The following is a 16634-nucleotide window of genomic DNA, read 5'->3' on the forward strand; positions in this document are numbered from 1 at the left end:
GCCTCCCATTCTCAGAATAGGAGGCAAAATGGTGTACAAAAATAAGCAGATCAATCCAGGATGACGTGCCGCGTTCCTATCTGAACACACACATCCCCCGTATCAATCACCTCATTCTTTGATTCCCAAGCTGTACCATCCTATTCCGAAGCTAAAAAATGAAAACGCAGCAAACATGGCAAACCAATCGTTTGCTCACTGCCTTCGTTTTTTCATTTTGCTTACAGGTCATAGGATTAGTACTTCATTGCATTGGGTCACCCTTCCGTCGTTTGTTACGTATACGATAAAAGATTGGTTATTTTTTGTCAAGCTGAAATGGCATAAGTGAGTCCATTAATTTCAGCGTAAATGGATGGACCGCATCAAGCAGTTCATCCTTTTTGCATTCTTCCACTATGCTTCCTTCATGTAAAAAAAGGAGACGATCACATAGATACACCGCCGCTTCTATATCATGAGTAATCATAAGGATGGTCATGTCTAGCTCTTGTTTTAATGTCTCGAGCAGCTCCAATATTTGCACCTGAACAGAGACATCCAGTGAGCTCAGAACTTCGTCTAGTATGAGAATGGCTGGATGCGTTGATATGGCTCGTGCGATGCACACTCGCTGGAGCTGACCGCCGCTTAGCTGATGTGCATATTGATACAGCAAAGAAGAGGGTAGTCTGACTTGTTCAAGCAACGATAAAACCTTCTGATCCACATTTTTTTCCTGCTTTAACAATCGCATAGGCTCAGCAACGATTTCTTTCACCGTAAAGGAGGGGTGAACAGAAGGTCGATAATCCTGAAAGACAACACTCATTTTTCCAAGGTTCATCTTTCGCCATGTGTCAGCTGGCTTTCCATCAATCTGTACCCTGCCGCCATCTATTTTTTCTAAACCGAGCAGAATTCTTGCCAATGTACTTTTGCCGCTGCCGCTCTCACCGACTAACCCGGCACATTGTCCTTTTTCGATTTCAAACGAGACGTTTGATATGCGTGGTTTTGACTGCATTTGTCGAGAGAAGAAACCTTTCTTCTCTCCATGTTTGATGAGGCTATCAGCTGTAATCAACATGGAAATGCCCTCACTCTCTGCTGCTGCCGCAGTGCTTCAAGGGGCGCAGATAATCGGCGCCTCGTCTCAAGTAAATGCTTCGTTTGAGGATGCTCAGGCGATGTGAATACCTTATCAGCTGGGCGATGCTCAAGCATCTCGCCTTGATGCACCACCAACACCTCGTCAGCGATCGCCTGAACGACGCCTAAATCATGCGAAATGATGATCAAGGCCGCGCCTGTTTCTTCTTTCAGCCTCTGTAATTGCCTGATGACTTCACGCCGATTATATGCATCAAGCGACGCCGTTGGCTCATCGGCAATGATCACATCAGGAGAAAGCATCATCGTGATCGCAATCATCACTCGCTGAAGCATACCGCCAGATAATTCATAAGGATATTGCTTCAACAATTCATTTGGATTTTTTAAATGAACACGCTCAAGTCCTGCGATGGCATGTGCTTTCCCTTCTTTTCCTTGTAAGCCCAAATGACGCTGGAACGTTTCCATCATTTGATGACCAATGGTTTCGATGGGATTGAACGCATTCATCGCATCTTGTGAGATGAAGCCAATTCGTTTGCCTCGCCACTGCTCAGCTGTCTGAGTTGTCAATGTTTCGCCGTCAAACATGATCGCTCCCTCCACTTCTAGCGAAGAAGGAATCAAGCCAATTAACGCTTTTGCGACGGTTGATTTTCCGCTTCCACTTTCTCCAATAACAGCTAAACAACGTTGTTGCTGTAGGGAGAACGTTATGTTCGCCACTAAATCCTTTTGCTGCACTGGATCATGTACGGACAGATTTTTTACGTCGATGAAAGGCAAATGGTCTCCCTCCCTTTTGATTGTTGTGATACATGGCAGGGGTCGTGGCCTGCTGAAGGCTGTCTCCTAAAAAGTTCAGCGCCATGACCACAAATAAGATGGCAAGTCCAGGCGCAAGCATATGGGCTGGATGTGTCACCATGACATTCTTCGCTTCGTTGAGCATCATCCCCCATTCCGGTGTAGGTGCGCTCACGCCTAACCCAAGAAAAGACAGAGCAGATATATTTAAGATGACCCAGCCCGCATCAAGTGTCGCAAAGACAGCAATTTCTCCTGAAATGCGAGGAAATAAATGCTTCCTCAGTATGTAAAATGGGGAGCCGCCAGACACTTTTACATACTGAACAGATGGTTCATTCGCATACTGCAGAACGGACGAACGAATCATTCTTGTATACCAGGCCCATTTCGCTAGGACATTCGCCAAAATAATATTGAATAATCCAGGCCCCAGTATCCCCACAACAGCTAGAATCATTACTTCTGCTGGGAAGGAGAGCATGACATCACACAGTCTCATCAACACGCCATCCACTTTTCCTCGGAAGAAGCCCGCCATGAGTCCAAGTGTGCTGCCAATGAGCATCGTGATACACATCGTCAGCATGGCCGCAAGCATCGTAGTCCGAATGCCATATAAAAGCCGTGACAATACGCATCTCCCGAGCTGATCCGTTCCGAGCGGATAAGTCAGGCTGATGCCGGCATATTTTTGAAGAATGTTCGTTTCTGTTGGATCATGTGGTGCTAACACTGGTGCAAGCAGTCCTGCTAAAGCGACAAGTACTAACAGCCAGATAGAAACAACCGCCATACGGTCTTTTCTTAATTGATGCCATCCTATCATCATTCTCAGACCTCCTTTCGCAACTGCGGATTCATGGTCATTTGCACAACATCAGCCATGAGGTTACACACAACAAAAAGGAACCCCATCACAAATAAATAGGCTTGAATCATAGGGAAATCGGCATGAAAAATAGCTGTTACACACAACCGGCCAACCCCTGGCCAAGCAAAAAGATTTTCAATAATAACTGTGCCAGCAATGAGTTTTGGGATAGACATGCCAAGTGCTGTCACAGCTAATTGAAGTGCATGTCTCATCACTTTCAGTTGAACAGCCCGTTCCTTTAAACCGCGAGCTCTTGCATAAAAAACAAAGGGCTCGTGCTGAAATTTCAGGATTTGATTGCGGATCAGTCTCACATAGGTTGATAAGTACCCAAGTGATAGTGTGACAGCTGGTAGAAGAATTGATTTGAATCCTTCCATTCCACTCGTATTGACCCAATTGAATTTGACAGAAAAAAGCCAAATAAACAAAATCCCTAACCAAAAACTAGGCATTGAAGCAGCGATAAACACAAAGGCTCTCAGTACTCGGTCCACCCATGTATGAGCAGCATATGCACAGATCACTCCGAATAACAAACTCAATACAATGATGAAAAAGAGCGCTGCTCCCGCAAGCTGCAATGTGGCAGGCAGCGCCTCCATGATGAGATCAAAAACTGGCTCTTGTGTAACATAACTCCTGCCAAAATCACCTGTTAATCCATCTTTAAGCCATGTGGCATATCGTATAAGAAATGGCTGATCTAAGCCTAGCTCCTGCCGCATCGATTCAATCATGTCTTCTGTTGGAGTGACTTGATTCACCCGCAAAGCGACCTCAGCTGGATCACTTGCCCGCATCGTCAGCAGTACAAAAGCAAAGAAGGTGATGAAGATCATGAGTGGGAAAAGCAGTAATATTCGTTTTAAGAGATAGCGTGTCATCTTTCTGCCTCCGCTTTATGAAGAAAAATACATACGGTCAAAGGGAATTTCATACTGTGACACATGAAAACCTATGCCTTTCAGGCGCTTATTATAAACAGCCTTTGTCACAGAATAAGAAATTGGGATGTAGACATTTTCATCATGGATATACGTCAAGATGTCTCGATACATTTGTTTCCGCTTTTGCTCATCTGGTTCTACCAATACTTTCGTAATCGTCTCGTCCAGCCACTTTTTCTTCTTCAATCCTAACTGGGCTTGATAATCAGCATGCGATGCTACACGGAACGAAGAAACATAGGTTTGTGGATCATAAGGAAGTCCCCACGATAGCGAGTACATCAGATCGAATTTCCCTGTTTTTTGGCGATCTAAAAACGCCTGTTTTTCTTCTCCTCTAATATCCAGCTTGATCCCCACTTGCTTGAAATCTTGTTGAATGGATTCACTTATCGTTCTTTCACCTGCATTATCGGAATTATAGTAAATGGCGACACTCAGCCTTTTGCCATTTTGATAGCGGTAGCCGTCTTCTTTCAGCTTCCAGCCTGCCTCATCCAGTAATGCCTCTGCTTTCTCTTTTTGATAGGTTTTCTTTTTCAGCGGGATATCTGCGTAAGGAACGGACGGGGCAAGCAGCGTATGTGCCACCTGTTCCGTTCCATTTAAAATGCCTTTTGTGATCATCTCTTTTTGAATGGCATATTGAAACGCTTCTCTGACTTTCGGATCTTTTGTCATTGGCTGGTTTGAATTGATGACGATCGATCTTGAACCAACAGGAGGACTCACGGTCACACCGTATTGACCTGCTTCCTTTAAAGCCTGGAATGAGTCTCCGTCGATCATGTCGCCATCTGCTCCAAATAAGAGATCAATCTCTCCTTTTTGCAGGGCAAGTAAAATCGTTTGGTGATCCGGCATGACTTTCCACTTTACTGTTGAAATGTTTGGCTTTTTCCCCCAGTAGTGGTCATTCGCTTTAAAAACGGCAAATTGATTTTTTTTATGTTCCTTTAGCACATAAGGACCTGTGCCTGCATAGCTTTGAACTCCTTTTGCTGTCGTTCCATCAATGAAGCTTTTTGGAGAAATAAAACGGAAGGGGCGTGTTAAGCCCAGTTCTTCTAACGTAGGGTAATAAGGCTCCTTTAACGTAAGAACAAATGTATCGTCATCCACCGCCTTTGTGGATTTGATTTCGGATACGAGATTAAGCCAAGCGTTCTTTTCAATATTTTTGACGACAGCGTCCATGTTCATTTTCACTGCCTTTGCATTAAAAGGCTCGCCATCTGAAAAAGTCACGCCTTTTCGAAGGTGAAAGGTGTAGGTCCTTCCATCTTTTGAAATATCCCAGCTTTTCGCTAAGGCAGGCTGAACGCCTTTCTCTGTATTGACGACTAGCGATTCAAACACCATATTTTGAGCGGCCATCTCTCCACCATATAAATGGGGATTGATGTCCCTTATATCTTTTGTACTTGCATACACCAGCTCATCTTCTTCTCTGTCATTCATGCTGGAAGATGCTTTATTATCAGAGCATGATGCCAATAAAAAACATGCCATGACTGAAAACAGCATCAAGGTGTATGTTACATAGGATTGCTTTTTCTTTATGTAAACAGGCTGATCACTCATATGTACTTCCCCCAAATTTATATTATCGTAATCATTACGATTATTAATCGAAATGATTACGAATTGAATAATATCATACAGAAATGGGGAATACAATCTCTTTTTTTATCAAAAAAACAGACTCACGATTGAGTCTGTTTCGTTTGCAACAATTGATCGATCACCCGCAATGCTTTTTCTGTTCCACCTGCTGTTTGGAAGCTTTCTTCAATTTTTTCAATCCCAGCACGGTACGTGTCACTTCCCAGAACAGATTCCACCGTTTCTCTTAGCTGCTTTGCTGTCAGCTGATCTTTATCAAGTGCACGGGCAGCAGATAGCTCTGTCAGTCTTTGTGCGACCATCGGCTGATCTTTGTCGACCGGAATGACGACCATCGGAACGTGATAATGAATGCCTTCATTGACACTGTTCATTCCACCATGGGTCACAAACACATCTGTCAGCTCAAGCACTTCAAGCTGCGGTACATAAGGTTCTATCAGAAAATGAGAAGGCGCCTCTTTCAAGAGAGACCGATCCACTTTTTCACCTGTTGCGAGCACCACTTTTCCGTCAAAGTCGGCAAAGGCATCAATACACATATTAAAAAATGCTTCTGTATCCCCAAGAACTGTGCCCATCGAAATAAAGACGACTTTTTCTTGCTCAAGTGCTTCCAGCGGGAAATCATGCTGATCTGCCCTTTTTAGAAAGCTCGGTCCAATGAAAACAAACGAGTCGTTCACTGCATCGACAGACGGCTGGAAATATTCACTTGTATACACGATATTGAGCTCTCCGCGGTTTTTCATGAATTGCATCAAACGCGTTGGCTGAACGCCAAAACGCTCTTGTATGTTTTCTAACAGATGATCGGCTTTCTCATCCTTTCTGTATAGCGGTGTATCAAAATGCGCCTCTTGCAGCACAAAAGATGGGTTTGAGCCGATCCCTGGAATTTGTAAGTAATCTCGAACAAGCTCTCCTGCCCCAAACATATCAAAATAGACAAAATCAAATGAATGCTGCTGAGAAAGTGTTTCCACCACCTCTAAAATATCAAATGATGTTTGCAGCATGGCATGAAAGAACGGCTGCATGGAATCGAGATTTCCTTCATCCACATGTAATGTACGAATATAGTCTGGATGTTTATGTACGTGAGCTCCTAAGCGTTTGATTCGCTGCTCATAATGTACAGTTGTGACCGCATGTACTTCATCTCCTCGATCCGCCCATGCTTTGATGATCCCTAACATAGGGTTCACATGCCCTTCAGCTGGAAATGTAATCAATAAAATCTTCGCCACAAGAAATCCCTCCTCATTGTCAATTCTCTTCCATGTTAATCATATACAGCCAGCAGGCTCAACAAATACGCCTGTAAAGGGAAGAAATGAGTCTTATGACCAGTATTTTAAGAGATGACAAGAAGAAAAAAGACAAAGCCCCATGTTATGTGCTTTGTCTTTTTTCTATTATTTTTTGAGCAGCATTTGTTTAAACGCAGCAGACTGTTTTTCAATTGAGATTGGATCCGCATAGATAAATTCATTAATTGAATAGTACAGGACATGTCCTTGTTTCACTGCTTGATTTTTCTTCCATACACCGCTGTTTGTGATATCAAGATTCGGTGCTTTTCCATCCTTTGTGGGTACAAGTAAATAGTCACCTGTATACTGGTTCATCTCTTCTAATGAAATACCAAGATAGCCTTCTTTCGGAAGAGCTTTTTCTGCCTTTTCAGGCAAGCTGAATCCATACCCTTGATAGATGACTTCCCCGCCGCGGCCAAAGTCTGTACCAAATAAGTATACTTGCTTTGGCTGCACGTCCATAATGGAGAACGTCTTGTCATCACCAATTTTTGCTTTGACCTCTTTGCCGTCTTTCTTCAGCTGCTCGTCCATTTCTTGTATTTGTTTTTTCGCTAACGCTTCTTTTCCAAGAATCTTTCCGATTTCAATATGCATCTCTTTGAAGCTGTGTTCACTTGTCGTAAACGTGATCGTTTTGGCAATCTTTTTATACTTTTCAATCTGTTCGTTTTGGGAATATGCAATGATCAAATCAGGCTTTAGCTTGGCAATCGCCTCTACATTTTCGATCGGTACCCGCTTCACACCTGATTCATCTAAAAACGACGATTCTGGGTAAACATCTGTCATGCCAACAGGTGTCACACCTAACTTTTTAAAGTTTCCAAGCTGCGCTGTTAACACAACAACACGCTTCGGCTTGGCGGGAATGGTGATCTTTTCACCCGTTTCAGTTGTATATGTACGTGTACTTGCTGCTTGCTCTTTATTCTCTTTCTGCCCGCATGCCACTAATAATAATGCCAGCAGACTGACCAGCCAAATCATTTTTTTCACTTGTGAAACCACCTTTAATTGAGAATGATTATTAATTATAGCATAAATGGCTAGTCATAAATGAAAAATTTTAAAAGTGAATGATATATATGTGTAAACGAAAAAACCCTCTCAAAGGAGAGGGTTTCAGCGTGTAGACAAACCCTCGCATTCGGTGTCAGTCCTGTGCGCCGATGCTCACGAATGTTAAATTCGCTCGCTTCGGTGCTCGTCCTTCCTAGACTTCAAAGGTTTTCTATCACGCTGAAAAGAAGACAAAGGGCTAAAATAAAGATCATTTTAGCCCTTTGTCAACAATCTGAAAACCCTCTCAAAGGAGAGGGTTTCATTGGACCTTTATCGATCGTGAACAAGATCAAGTACGCGCTCGGAGGGATTCGAACCCCCGGCAGACGTGGTACCGGAAACCACCGCTCTATCCAACTGAGCTACGAGCGCACGATATGTTTTTGAACGTCAGCATATCAAATTATAAGGGAAATGCTGCAAGAAAGCAATGATTAATCATCAGTCCTGAACATGTATTTTCTTCTTTTGGATACATAGACTAATATGATGGTTTGAAGTGGAATGAGTTTGGGGAAAATGGATAGGGGTATTTGAATTTAGGTCAGCGTTTTGTTTGACCTTTATTGACCAAAAATGTATCATTGAATTACATACTTACCTAAAAGGTGAAGGAGGAACATTATGAATTTAATACCTACAGTCATTGAGCAAACAAATCGTGGGGAAAGAGCTTACGACATTTATTCTCGTCTTTTAAAAGACCGTATTATCATGCTTGGTTCTGCGATCGATGACAATGTTGCCAACTCCATCGTGTCACAGCTGCTTTTCTTAGAAGCTGAAGATCCAGAAAAAGATATTTCTATCTACATTAACAGCCCTGGCGGTTCGATCACAGCTGGTATGGCCATTTACGATACGATGCAATTTATTAAACCAAAGGTATCAACCATTTGTATTGGTATGGCTGCATCTATGGGTGCGTTCCTGCTTGCTGCTGGTGAAAAAGGTAAGCGTTATGCCCTTCCAAACAGTGAAGTCATGATTCACCAACCACTAGGTGGTGCCCAAGGTCAAGCAACAGAAATTGAAATTGCGGCAAAACGAATCCTTTCTTTACGCGATAAACTGAACCAAGTACTTGCTGAACGTACTGGTCAGCCAATTGAAGTGATTGAGCGCGATACAGATCGTGACAACTTCAAAACAGCGGAAGAAGCACTTGAATACGGACTCATTGACAAAGTCTTGACCCGTAATTCAGAAGAACAAAAATAATATGACAAAACAAACCGTCTGCTCCTTGAACAGACGGTTTTTTGTGATTCAAAAACGCTTTAAGACAACTCTGTCCATTTCTGCTGAAGAGATGGTGTTTGATAAGAAGCCATCTGCGTGATTAATTCCTCCGGTTCGCTGGAAGCATGTAACAATTGAAGGTGTGATTCATTCGAAAAACCTTCCTGTACACTAAACTTCACCATGTCAATGAGCGGATTGAAATACTCATTCACTTGATACAAGCCGATTGGCTTTTGGTGGATGCCGATTTGTGCCCAGCATAGCACCTCAAATAATTCTTCATATGTACCAAAGCCGCCTGGCATCGCAATAAATCCATCAGCCAGCTCGCTCATTTTCGCTTTTCGTTCATGCATTCCTGTTACCTCGATTAATTCTGTCAGCTCTTGATGCACAACTTCTCCTCTAAAAAGCCCCTTAGGCATGACCCCAATCACTTGCCCGCCTTGTCTTAAAACCTCATCTGCAATGGCACCCATTAATCCAATTCGTGAACCGCCGTATACAAGACGGATGTCTTGCTCTGCCATATAAGTCCCCAGCTCTACAGCCTTTTGTTTGTAGACGTCCTTCACGCCTGGATTCGAACCAGCAAACACACAAATCGTTTTCATCAGAACAGCTCCATCTCTCTCTATGATTTCTTCTCCCACTCATTCTACTATAATTAATTGTAAAAAAACAGCCGATCCATCTATATATAGTGTAAAATCAAAAGGTAAACACCATATAAGGAGATGTATAAAGAAAATGCAAACAACGGAGATGGAGAAGTGGATCAAGGATTTTTATGAAATGAGAAATTGGACAAAATACGGGCCGTTTATCCGGTTAGGCTTCCTCATGGAAGAAACGGGAGAACTCGCTCGTGCTGTTAGAGCAATAGAAATCGGACGTGACCGGCCTGATGAGCAAAGACAAAAATCATCCGAGTTGAAGAAAGAACTCGTTGAAGAAATGGGTGATGTGTTAGCGAATCTACTTATTTTAGCCAATCTCTATGATGTCACAGTAGAAGAGGTCTTCTCCTCTCATCAACAGAAACTCACAAAGCGTTTTTCAGAAGAAATAGAGCAAGTGAAAAGCACGTGACCACATTGTCACGTGCTTTTTTTCCACCTTATAACTGCTGTGGCGAGATATCATCTGTTCGTTCAAAGAAATGCTGCTTTCCAATATGATGAAAAAGACCCGTTCGACGCAAAAGCTCTTTCGGCTGCGATTGAAGTCCGACAATCATCAGCTTTCCATTATGATGCTTTAAACGATTGGAGATATTCATCAGAACCGCTTCTGCTGATGTGTCCATATAATTGACTTTATTCATGAGCAGAATGAGCGTTTTTGGCTTTGTCTGAACATGGTCCAAAATCGAATTTTCCAATGAATCTGTTGTTCCGAAAAACAGCGGCCCTTCAATGGAGTACATACTGATGCCTCGCTGGTCTGTCTGTTTTTCTAAAGCAGCTGCCGTTTCCATTTGGGGAACCGCAACATTAGTTTGAATGCTGGTCGTCTGGCTCATTTTTTTGATAAAAGCGATAAATGCTAAAATGAGACCTGCGGTGACGCCAATAATCAAATCACCGATGACCGTCAGCAGGAAGGTCACAACAAGTACAAGTGAATCCGCATTTTTCACTTTTACAATATTGATAAACTCTTTTTTCTCACTCATATTCCAAGCCACAAACATTAAAATCGGTGCCATCGCAGCAAGTGGAATCATCGACGCATATGGCGCAAATAGCATTAAGATGAGCAGCACGACGACGCCATGTACCACACCAGAAATCGGGCTTGCTCCGCCATTTTTGATGTTTGTTGCCGTACGGGCAATCGCCCCAGTCGCCGGAATTCCTCCGAACAGCGGTGCCGCCATATTGGCGATCCCTTGTCCGACAAGCTCCTTATTGCTGTCATGCTTTGAGCCTTTCATATTATCAGCAACCATAGCTGACAAGATTGACTCCACTCCGCCTAAAAGCGCAATGACAATAGCTGGAGGCAGGAGGTATATCATTTTTTCAATCGTTAATTCAGGAAAAGCGAAGCTTGGCAGCTGACGAGGAATTTCCCCATATGCCGAGCCAATCGTTTCAACTTGTCCTTGGAAAAAGAGAACAGCTAGAAACGTTGAAGCCAATAGACCTAATAGAGCACCAGGTATTTTGGGAATGTATTTTTGAGCCGCCACAATCACGATGAGCCCAATAACGGCTGTGATGATGGCAAGACTGTTTGCGGTACCGAGATGGACCACAATTTCTCTCATATTGAGGAAAAAGCTTTCATGCTTTTCAACACCCTTTAACCCGAGGAAGTTGGCAATCTGCCCTGAAAAAATAATGACAGCAATGCCAGCAGTAAAGCCGATGATAACCGGACGAGGAATAAATTTCATGAGCTTCCCTAGTTTGAATATTCCGAATAATACAAGCATACAGCCTGCCATAAAACCGGCTATGAGTAAGTTTTCGATACCATACTGGCTGACGATACCAAATAAAATCGGAACAAACGCCCCAGTCGGCCCGCCGATCTGATACTTTGAACCACCAAACAATGAAATCAAAATGCCGGCAACGATGACTGTGTATAATCCATATTCTGGTCCGACACCAGATGCAATGGCAAAAGCCATGCCTAAAGGAATTGCCACAACGCCCACGACAAGCCCAGCGATTAAATCGCGTCTAAACTTTGATGAATCATATCCTTCAAATCTTCCATAAAAACGCATGGTATGTGTTGGCCTCCTTCAAGTATGTGTAGATGATTTAGGTATACTGCGCGTCAATCTGTTTATCTTTCACAACAACATCCAGCTTTCCCGTTGCTGGATGAATGACTAGTCCATGAACAGCCACATCACTTGGCATCAATGGATGCTCTTTGACCAATTTCACACTTTGGGACACGCTCTCTTCAACCGAATCAAAGCCTGTCAGCCACCCCTTTAAATCAACTCCTGAGTTTTTCACAATGCTCAAACATTTCTCTTCAATGCCGCGTGCTTTCGCCTTTTCAAGTAAAGGATCTGCCGCAAGACCTGCCATTCCGCATTCATGATGTCCTACAATGCATACCTCTTCTGCCTTTAGCTCATAGATGGCTAGTAGAATACTCCTCATCACACTGCCGAACGGATGAGTTACAATGGCGCCCGCATTTTTAATGATCTTGGCATCACCGTTGCGCAGCCCCATGGATTGCGGCAATAATTCCAAAAGACGTGTATCCATACAAGTTAATATGACCAGTTTCTTTTCGGGAAATTTCCCCGCTTTGTAAGGCTCATAATGTCTCTCTTGTACGAACTCTGAATTGTGCTGAAGAATCTGTTCTAATTTTGATCCCATCTTGCCATCTCCCATCTTTTTATAAGTCACGTAAGTCCCTGCCTGTCCCCCTTTTCTTTCGTGTGTTCTCAAGCATAGAGAAGAAAAATGATAGAAAAAAAAGAAAAAAATGAGAAAACGATGAGAAAAAAAGTCATCATTTTCTCTATTTTCCGCTTCAACGTAAGGGAGACGCGGTCTTCCTTTCAATCTATCGTTCTCAGATCGCCAAAAGACGATGAAATGGTTTAGTAGAAAACGACCTTCCCGTTTAATACGTTTCAAATATAATCATTTTTCTATCAAAAAATCTCGATCTATTTTCCAGTTTGTCAGATAATCTCTCAGAAAATCAGGCTTTTTCATATGTCACATCTCCCATTAGCTGACTCTTATCGATGTAAAAAATGGATCAGATGGCATATGAATATACTTTTTCACTAAGAAAATGTCTCTCTTTTCCGTTATTTTAGTATATTAAATATTGAGCAGATAACCTTCAAACGTGTTCAGCCGAAATGGTTGCTTTATAATAAAAGGAGTAAGATGATCATGTGAAAGGAGCGAGTTGACAGTGAAACCACACATTTTTGTCGCCAAACCATTACCTGCTTCATTTGAGGAAATACTAAAGGAACATTGTACATACGAGGTGTGGCAATCCAAAGACCCCATTCCAAAAGATACTTTATTTCAAAAACTGCAGCATGCTGATGGTCTTTTAACGTCTGGAACGAAAATCGATCAAGAGCTATTAGATCACGCACCAAAACTCAAAGTAGTGAGCAATAACTCTGTTGGCTATGACAATTTCGATATAGAATTGATGAGGCAAAGAGGCGTAATTGGTACACACACGCCTCATACACTCGATCATACTGTTGCTGACCTTGCATTTTCACTCATTCTTTCCTCTGCGCGAAGAATTGCCGAGCTTGATCGTTTTATCCGCGAGGGGAAATGGACGAAATTTGTACAGGAAGAAGATATCTTTGGCATCGATGTCCATCATCAAACGCTTGGCATTATTGGCATGGGACGAATCGGAGAGCAAGTAGCCAAACGAGCCGCACATGGTTTTGATATGAACGTCCTGTATCATAACCGCAGCCGGAATGAAAAGGCTGAATCAGCATATGGCGCTTTATATTGCACACTTGATGACCTGCTAAAGCAAGCCGATATCATTGTGTTGATTACACCGCTGACCAATGAAATGTATCATATGATTGGAGAACGGGAATTGAAGTTAATGAAGCAAACGGCTTTATTTGTAAACATCTCACGCGGGAAAACAGTGGATGAAAAAAGCCTCATTCAAGCGCTTCAGGAGGGATGGATCAAAGGCGCAGGTCTTGATGTGTTTGAGCAGGAACCGCTTCAGGAGAATCATCCTTTCAAAGAAATGAACAATGTCACCCTTGCTCCTCACATCGGTTCTGCTACTGAAACAACACGGGATCTTATGCTGAAACGAGCCATTCATAATGTGATTCATGGAATTGATGGCAAAGCCCCTGTTGATATTGTGAAGGAGCTTGCTTCATCTTAATCGGAAAAGACGCAGGATTCGGAGCTGCGTCTTTTTATTTATTTCATCAGAAGGTTATCAGGAAAAAAGCCTCATTTTAGCAAAGAACCTGTTTCTTTACATTTCCTTCATGTTCGGGTGCTATAATATGAGGTAGACAAGCATCAAGAGGACAGCATCCGATTTCCTTAATAGGAGGATGAAGATGAAAAAAATCAGTTCGGTTTTTACTATGTTTGCTCTGATCGCTGCTATTCTGTTTTCTGGTTTTATTCCGCAGCAAGCCTATGCCGAAACACCTCTTACACAGACCGCCACAAATGAAACAGCTACTATTCAACTTACATCAGATGTTCATACCCTTGCCGTCATTAATACGTTTGATGGTGTAGCAGATTATTTAATTCGCTACAAACGACTGCCTGATAACTACATCACAAAATCACAAGCAAGTGCTCTTGGATGGGTGGCATCAAAGGGAAATCTAGCAGAGGTTGCCCCAGGTAAAAGCATCGGTGGAGATGTTTTCTCTAACCGGGAGGGACGTCTTCCTTCAGCAAGCGGCCGAACATGGCGTGAGGCAGATATCAACTACGTCTCTGGCTTCCGAAATGCTGACCGCCTCGTGTATTCAAGTGACTGGCTCATTTACAAAACAACAGACCATTATGCAACTTTCACACGTATTCGATAATCAATCAAAAAAACAGCCCCATTTGACCTAGGGCTGTTTTTTTGATGCTGCTTACGGCAAAAGAGTTTTCACGTATTCCTCAAAAGGCAGTGGCAGCGGTTTTTTCGACACTTCTTCATGTTCATGTGTGGTGACATGATCCTCGGTGACGACTACACGTCCTGTTGGTGTGAGCTTTGACGCAAGCGGTCTTTTGTTAAAAGGAGAGGCTTCATTTTCATAAATCTCATGTCTCATTTGGACCAAAGTAGGCTCGCTCACCTCTTCCAATGTGAAAGCATAGCCTGTTTCAGCGCCTTCCCCCTTATCTAATTGGAGCAGATGCGTTCCTTTTTCGGTTTCCTCTTCTTTGACTCGAAACCGAATAGACGCTCCTTCCACCCATTCTTCTGTAAAAGGTACAGGCTGAAGAGGTAAATTCACACCAAATCCCGCATCAATAAGGAAGCGTTCGTTGTGATGGTTCAACGTCATGGCTACGTGCGTGCCATCAATTGCCCATGTGCACGCTTCTTTGTTATACACGGTCCCTTGAACGAGCTGTACAGCAAGCCCTGCCTCTTTTAACACATAATATAAGAGAGGATTGAGATCGTAGCAAAGACCTCCTCTTTCTCCTTCAAGAAGATGCTGCTTCAACCCCTCTTGATTCAAGGCATAGGATTGTTTGTTCAGCACAGATCTATTTTCAAATGGAAAGGTGTAGGCCATCTTTTTTAATAATACAGGCAGGTCATCAAAGGTGATGGACTGGCCTTCGTATCCGATCTTCTGTAAAAATGCTGATTGCATCATATTCATTCCCTTCTAAAAAAACTGAGTCTGTGAAGAGACTCAGTTTTCTTGATTGATAAAATCCGTTAACGCATCAATGGCTTCTTGTTCATCCGCACCATCTGCTATCAGTGTGACAGTGACCCCAGAGCTGATCGCAAGGCTCATGAGACCCATAATGCTCTTCGCATTGACTTTTTTTCCGTCCTTCTCTAGAAAAATTTCAGCCCCAAAGCGATTGGCTTCTTGTACGAACAAAGCAGCGGGACGTGCCTGCAAGCCTGTTTTTAACTGGATGGTGACCGTTTTTTCCACCATATGATCTGCCTCCCTTTTTCATTCTCCTATTTGAGTGTAACAGCTTGTCCGTTTCGTAATTGTTCTGCAATTTGATCTAGCTTTCTTAAGCGGTGGTTAATGCCTGATTTGCTGATCTTGCCGCTTTCCACCATTTCTCCCAGTTCCTTTAGCGTGACCTCTTGATAGTCGACTCGCAGTTTTGCAATTTCTCGCAGCTTATCCGGCAGGGCATCAAGTCCAATTTTTTCATCAATGAATTGAATGTTCTCGACCTGGCGCAGTGATGCACCAATCGTTTTATTTAAGTTTGCTGTTTCACAATTGACGAGCCGGTTCACGGAATTTCGCATATCACGGACGATCCGAACGTCTTCGAAGCGAAGAAGTGAATTATGCGCACCTACAACGCTTAAGAATTCGGTAATTTTTTCGGCTTCTTTCATATACGTGATGTATCCTTTTTTACGCTCAAGTGTTTTACTGTTGAGTTGAAATTGATTCATCAGCTCACAAAGGGCATCATTGTGTTCTTTATATAGTGAAAAAATCTCAAGGTGATAGGAAGACGTTTCTGGATTATTCACAGAACCGCCTGCTAAAAAAGCACCTCTCATATAGGAGCGCTTGCAGCATCTTTTCTTTACAAGCTCTTCTGAAATATTGCGCTCAAATACAAATTGCTCACCTAATATTTTCAAATCCTCTAAAATGGTTTTCGCTCGTTCTACCAGTCTGACAATATACACATTATTCTTTTTTAATCTCATTTTCTTACGAACGAGCAGCTCGACTGTGACATCATATTTCTTTTTCAGCAGCGTATAAATCCGTCTTGCGATGGCTGCGTTCTCTGTCTGTATATCTAGAATTAATTTTCGATTAGAGAAAGATAATGAACCGTTCATACGGATGAGGGCAGAAAGCTCTGCTTTTGTGCAGCAGTCCTTCACGTCCAGATTAGTCAGCTCTTTTTTTGTTTCGGATGCAAATGACATCCTTGCCACCCCCAT

At 42.7% G+C, this 16634-nt stretch carries 17 protein-coding genes and 1 tRNA gene; 4 read left to right on the plus strand and 14 right to left on the minus strand.

All coding sequences use genetic code 11. From position 1 onward, the window contains the following. Nucleotides 1-298: 298 nt before the first annotated feature. The 8 genes from C6Y02_RS01715 to C6Y02_RS01750 form a co-directional block, all read right to left on the minus strand. Entirely contained in the window at nucleotides 299-1069 is a 771-nt protein-coding gene (locus tag C6Y02_RS01715) for an ABC transporter ATP-binding protein (RefSeq protein ID WP_106030527.1), read from the minus strand. Beyond that, nucleotides 1063-1881: an ABC transporter ATP-binding protein gene (locus C6Y02_RS01720; RefSeq protein WP_106030528.1), complete on the minus strand. Its 819-nt coding sequence runs from the start codon at nucleotides 1879-1881 to the stop codon at nucleotides 1063-1065. The genes C6Y02_RS01715 and C6Y02_RS01720 overlap by 7 nt, the downstream gene beginning before the upstream one ends. Beyond that, entirely contained in the window at nucleotides 1844-2731 is an 888-nt protein-coding gene (opp1C, locus tag C6Y02_RS01725) for a nickel/cobalt ABC transporter permease (RefSeq protein ID WP_106030729.1), read from the minus strand. Before opp1C ends, C6Y02_RS01720 begins: the two co-directional genes overlap by 38 nt. 5 nt (nucleotides 2732-2736) lie before the next feature. Further along, nucleotides 2737-3666 (minus strand): nickel/cobalt ABC transporter permease, encoded by a 930-nt coding sequence (opp1B, locus tag C6Y02_RS01730; RefSeq protein ID WP_034660061.1) that lies wholly within the window; start codon nucleotides 3664-3666, stop codon nucleotides 2737-2739. Nucleotides 3667-3681: 15 nt separating this feature from the next. Beyond that, entirely contained in the window at nucleotides 3682-5313 is a 1632-nt protein-coding gene (gene nikA, locus C6Y02_RS01735; RefSeq protein ID WP_106030529.1) for a nickel ABC transporter substrate-binding protein, read from the minus strand. 122 nt (nucleotides 5314-5435) lie between these two features. Continuing rightward, nucleotides 5436-6605 (minus strand): macrolide family glycosyltransferase, encoded by a 1170-nt coding sequence (locus C6Y02_RS01740; RefSeq protein WP_066030336.1) that lies wholly within the window; start codon nucleotides 6603-6605, stop codon nucleotides 5436-5438. A gap of 168 nt (nucleotides 6606-6773) precedes the next feature. Next, nucleotides 6774-7664 (minus strand): ABC transporter substrate-binding protein, encoded by an 891-nt coding sequence (locus C6Y02_RS01745; protein ID WP_060597723.1) that lies wholly within the window; start codon nucleotides 7662-7664, stop codon nucleotides 6774-6776. Between the two features lie 371 nt (nucleotides 7665-8035). Next, nucleotides 8036-8111: transfer RNA gene (locus tag C6Y02_RS01750), tRNA-Arg, on the minus strand. 252 nt (nucleotides 8112-8363) lie between these two features. Here C6Y02_RS01750 and clpP point away from each other — a divergent pair. After that, complete coding sequence (clpP, locus tag C6Y02_RS01755; RefSeq protein ID WP_034660066.1) at nucleotides 8364-8960, plus strand: ATP-dependent Clp endopeptidase proteolytic subunit ClpP; 597 nt, start codon at nucleotides 8364-8366, stop codon at nucleotides 8958-8960. Between the two features lie 59 nt (nucleotides 8961-9019). On the opposite strand, the gene C6Y02_RS01760 is transcribed toward clpP, so the two are convergent. Next, the gene (locus tag C6Y02_RS01760; RefSeq protein ID WP_034660067.1) at nucleotides 9020-9598 is read right to left on the minus strand and encodes an LOG family protein; all 579 of its coding nucleotides are present in this window, start codon (nucleotides 9596-9598) and stop codon (nucleotides 9020-9022) included. A gap of 136 nt (nucleotides 9599-9734) precedes the next feature. Between C6Y02_RS01760 and C6Y02_RS01765 the strand changes: the two genes are divergently transcribed. Next, nucleotides 9735-10076: a MazG nucleotide pyrophosphohydrolase domain-containing protein gene (locus C6Y02_RS01765; protein ID WP_034660068.1), complete on the plus strand. Its 342-nt coding sequence runs from the start codon at nucleotides 9735-9737 to the stop codon at nucleotides 10074-10076. A gap of 28 nt (nucleotides 10077-10104) precedes the next feature. Here C6Y02_RS01765 and C6Y02_RS01770 read toward each other — a convergent pair whose 3' ends face one another. Both C6Y02_RS01770 and C6Y02_RS01775 read right to left on the minus strand, forming a co-directional pair. Next, a complete protein-coding gene (locus tag C6Y02_RS01770) occupies nucleotides 10105-11727 on the minus strand; it encodes a SulP family inorganic anion transporter (RefSeq protein WP_106030531.1) in 1623 nt (540 codons plus the stop codon). Nucleotides 11728-11764: 37 nt separating this feature from the next. Continuing rightward, on the minus strand, nucleotides 11765-12346 hold the full coding sequence (locus C6Y02_RS01775; protein WP_034660712.1) for a beta-class carbonic anhydrase: 582 nt from the start codon (nucleotides 12344-12346) through the stop codon (nucleotides 11765-11767). Between the two features lie 553 nt (nucleotides 12347-12899). On the opposite strand from C6Y02_RS01775, the gene C6Y02_RS01780 reads away from it, so the two are divergent. After that, a complete protein-coding gene (locus C6Y02_RS01780; protein ID WP_106030532.1) occupies nucleotides 12900-13877 on the plus strand; it encodes a 2-hydroxyacid dehydrogenase in 978 nt (325 codons plus the stop codon). A gap of 184 nt (nucleotides 13878-14061) precedes the next feature. Then, entirely contained in the window at nucleotides 14062-14550 is a 489-nt protein-coding gene (locus tag C6Y02_RS01785; protein WP_034660072.1) for a ribonuclease, read from the plus strand. 51 nt (nucleotides 14551-14601) lie between these two features. Here C6Y02_RS01785 and C6Y02_RS01790 read toward each other — a convergent pair whose 3' ends face one another. Genes C6Y02_RS01790 through whiA form a run of 3 tightly spaced genes read right to left on the minus strand, consistent with a single transcriptional unit; the run spans nucleotide 14602 to nucleotide 16619 of the window. Then, on the minus strand, nucleotides 14602-15345 hold the full coding sequence (locus C6Y02_RS01790) for an arylamine N-acetyltransferase family protein (protein WP_034660073.1): 744 nt from the start codon (nucleotides 15343-15345) through the stop codon (nucleotides 14602-14604). Between the two features lie 39 nt (nucleotides 15346-15384). Further along, the gene (locus tag C6Y02_RS01795) at nucleotides 15385-15642 is read right to left on the minus strand and encodes an HPr family phosphocarrier protein (protein ID WP_034660075.1); all 258 of its coding nucleotides are present in this window, start codon (nucleotides 15640-15642) and stop codon (nucleotides 15385-15387) included. A gap of 26 nt (nucleotides 15643-15668) precedes the next feature. Further along, nucleotides 15669-16619, minus strand: a complete 951-nt coding sequence (gene whiA, locus C6Y02_RS01800) for a DNA-binding protein WhiA (RefSeq protein WP_034660076.1) — start codon at nucleotides 16617-16619, stop codon at nucleotides 15669-15671. Between the last annotated feature and the right edge of the window lie 15 nt (nucleotides 16620-16634).

Origin of the sequence: Bacillus sp. NMCC4, from assembly GCF_002998555.1 — a bacterium.
In the GTDB taxonomy this organism is placed as follows: domain Bacteria; phylum Bacillota; class Bacilli; order Bacillales; family Bacillaceae; genus Bacillus.

Excerpts from the sequence above, each read along its gene's own strand:
- C6Y02_RS01790 (WP_034660073.1), bottom strand. The coding sequence starts at position 15,345 with ATGATGCAATCAGCATTTTTACAGAAGATCGGATACGAAGGCCAGTCC.
- C6Y02_RS01765 (WP_034660068.1), top strand. The coding sequence starts at position 9,735 with ATGCAAACAACGGAGATGGAGAAGTGGATCAAGGATTTTTATGAAATG.
- C6Y02_RS01770 (WP_106030531.1), bottom strand. The coding sequence starts at position 11,727 with ATGCGTTTTTATGGAAGATTTGAAGGATATGATTCATCAAAGTTTAGA.
- nikA (WP_106030529.1), bottom strand. The coding sequence starts at position 5,313 with ATGAGTGATCAGCCTGTTTACATAAAGAAAAAGCAATCCTATGTAACA.
- C6Y02_RS01715 (WP_106030527.1), bottom strand. The coding sequence starts at position 1,069 with ATGTTGATTACAGCTGATAGCCTCATCAAACATGGAGAGAAGAAAGGT.
- C6Y02_RS01785 (WP_034660072.1), top strand. The coding sequence starts at position 14,062 with ATGAAAAAAATCAGTTCGGTTTTTACTATGTTTGCTCTGATCGCTGCT.
- C6Y02_RS01795 (WP_034660075.1), bottom strand. The coding sequence starts at position 15,642 with ATGGTGGAAAAAACGGTCACCATCCAGTTAAAAACAGGCTTGCAGGCA.
- opp1B (WP_034660061.1), bottom strand. The coding sequence starts at position 3,666 with ATGACACGCTATCTCTTAAAACGAATATTACTGCTTTTCCCACTCATG.
- C6Y02_RS01745 (WP_060597723.1), bottom strand. The coding sequence starts at position 7,664 with ATGATTTGGCTGGTCAGTCTGCTGGCATTATTATTAGTGGCATGCGGG.
- C6Y02_RS01775 (WP_034660712.1), bottom strand. The coding sequence starts at position 12,346 with ATGGGATCAAAATTAGAACAGATTCTTCAGCACAATTCAGAGTTCGTA.
- opp1C (WP_106030729.1), bottom strand. The coding sequence starts at position 2,731 with ATGATAGGATGGCATCAATTAAGAAAAGACCGTATGGCGGTTGTTTCT.
- whiA (WP_034660076.1), bottom strand. The coding sequence starts at position 16,619 with ATGTCATTTGCATCCGAAACAAAAAAAGAGCTGACTAATCTGGACGTG.
- clpP (WP_034660066.1), top strand. The coding sequence starts at position 8,364 with ATGAATTTAATACCTACAGTCATTGAGCAAACAAATCGTGGGGAAAGA.
- C6Y02_RS01760 (WP_034660067.1), bottom strand. The coding sequence starts at position 9,598 with ATGAAAACGATTTGTGTGTTTGCTGGTTCGAATCCAGGCGTGAAGGAC.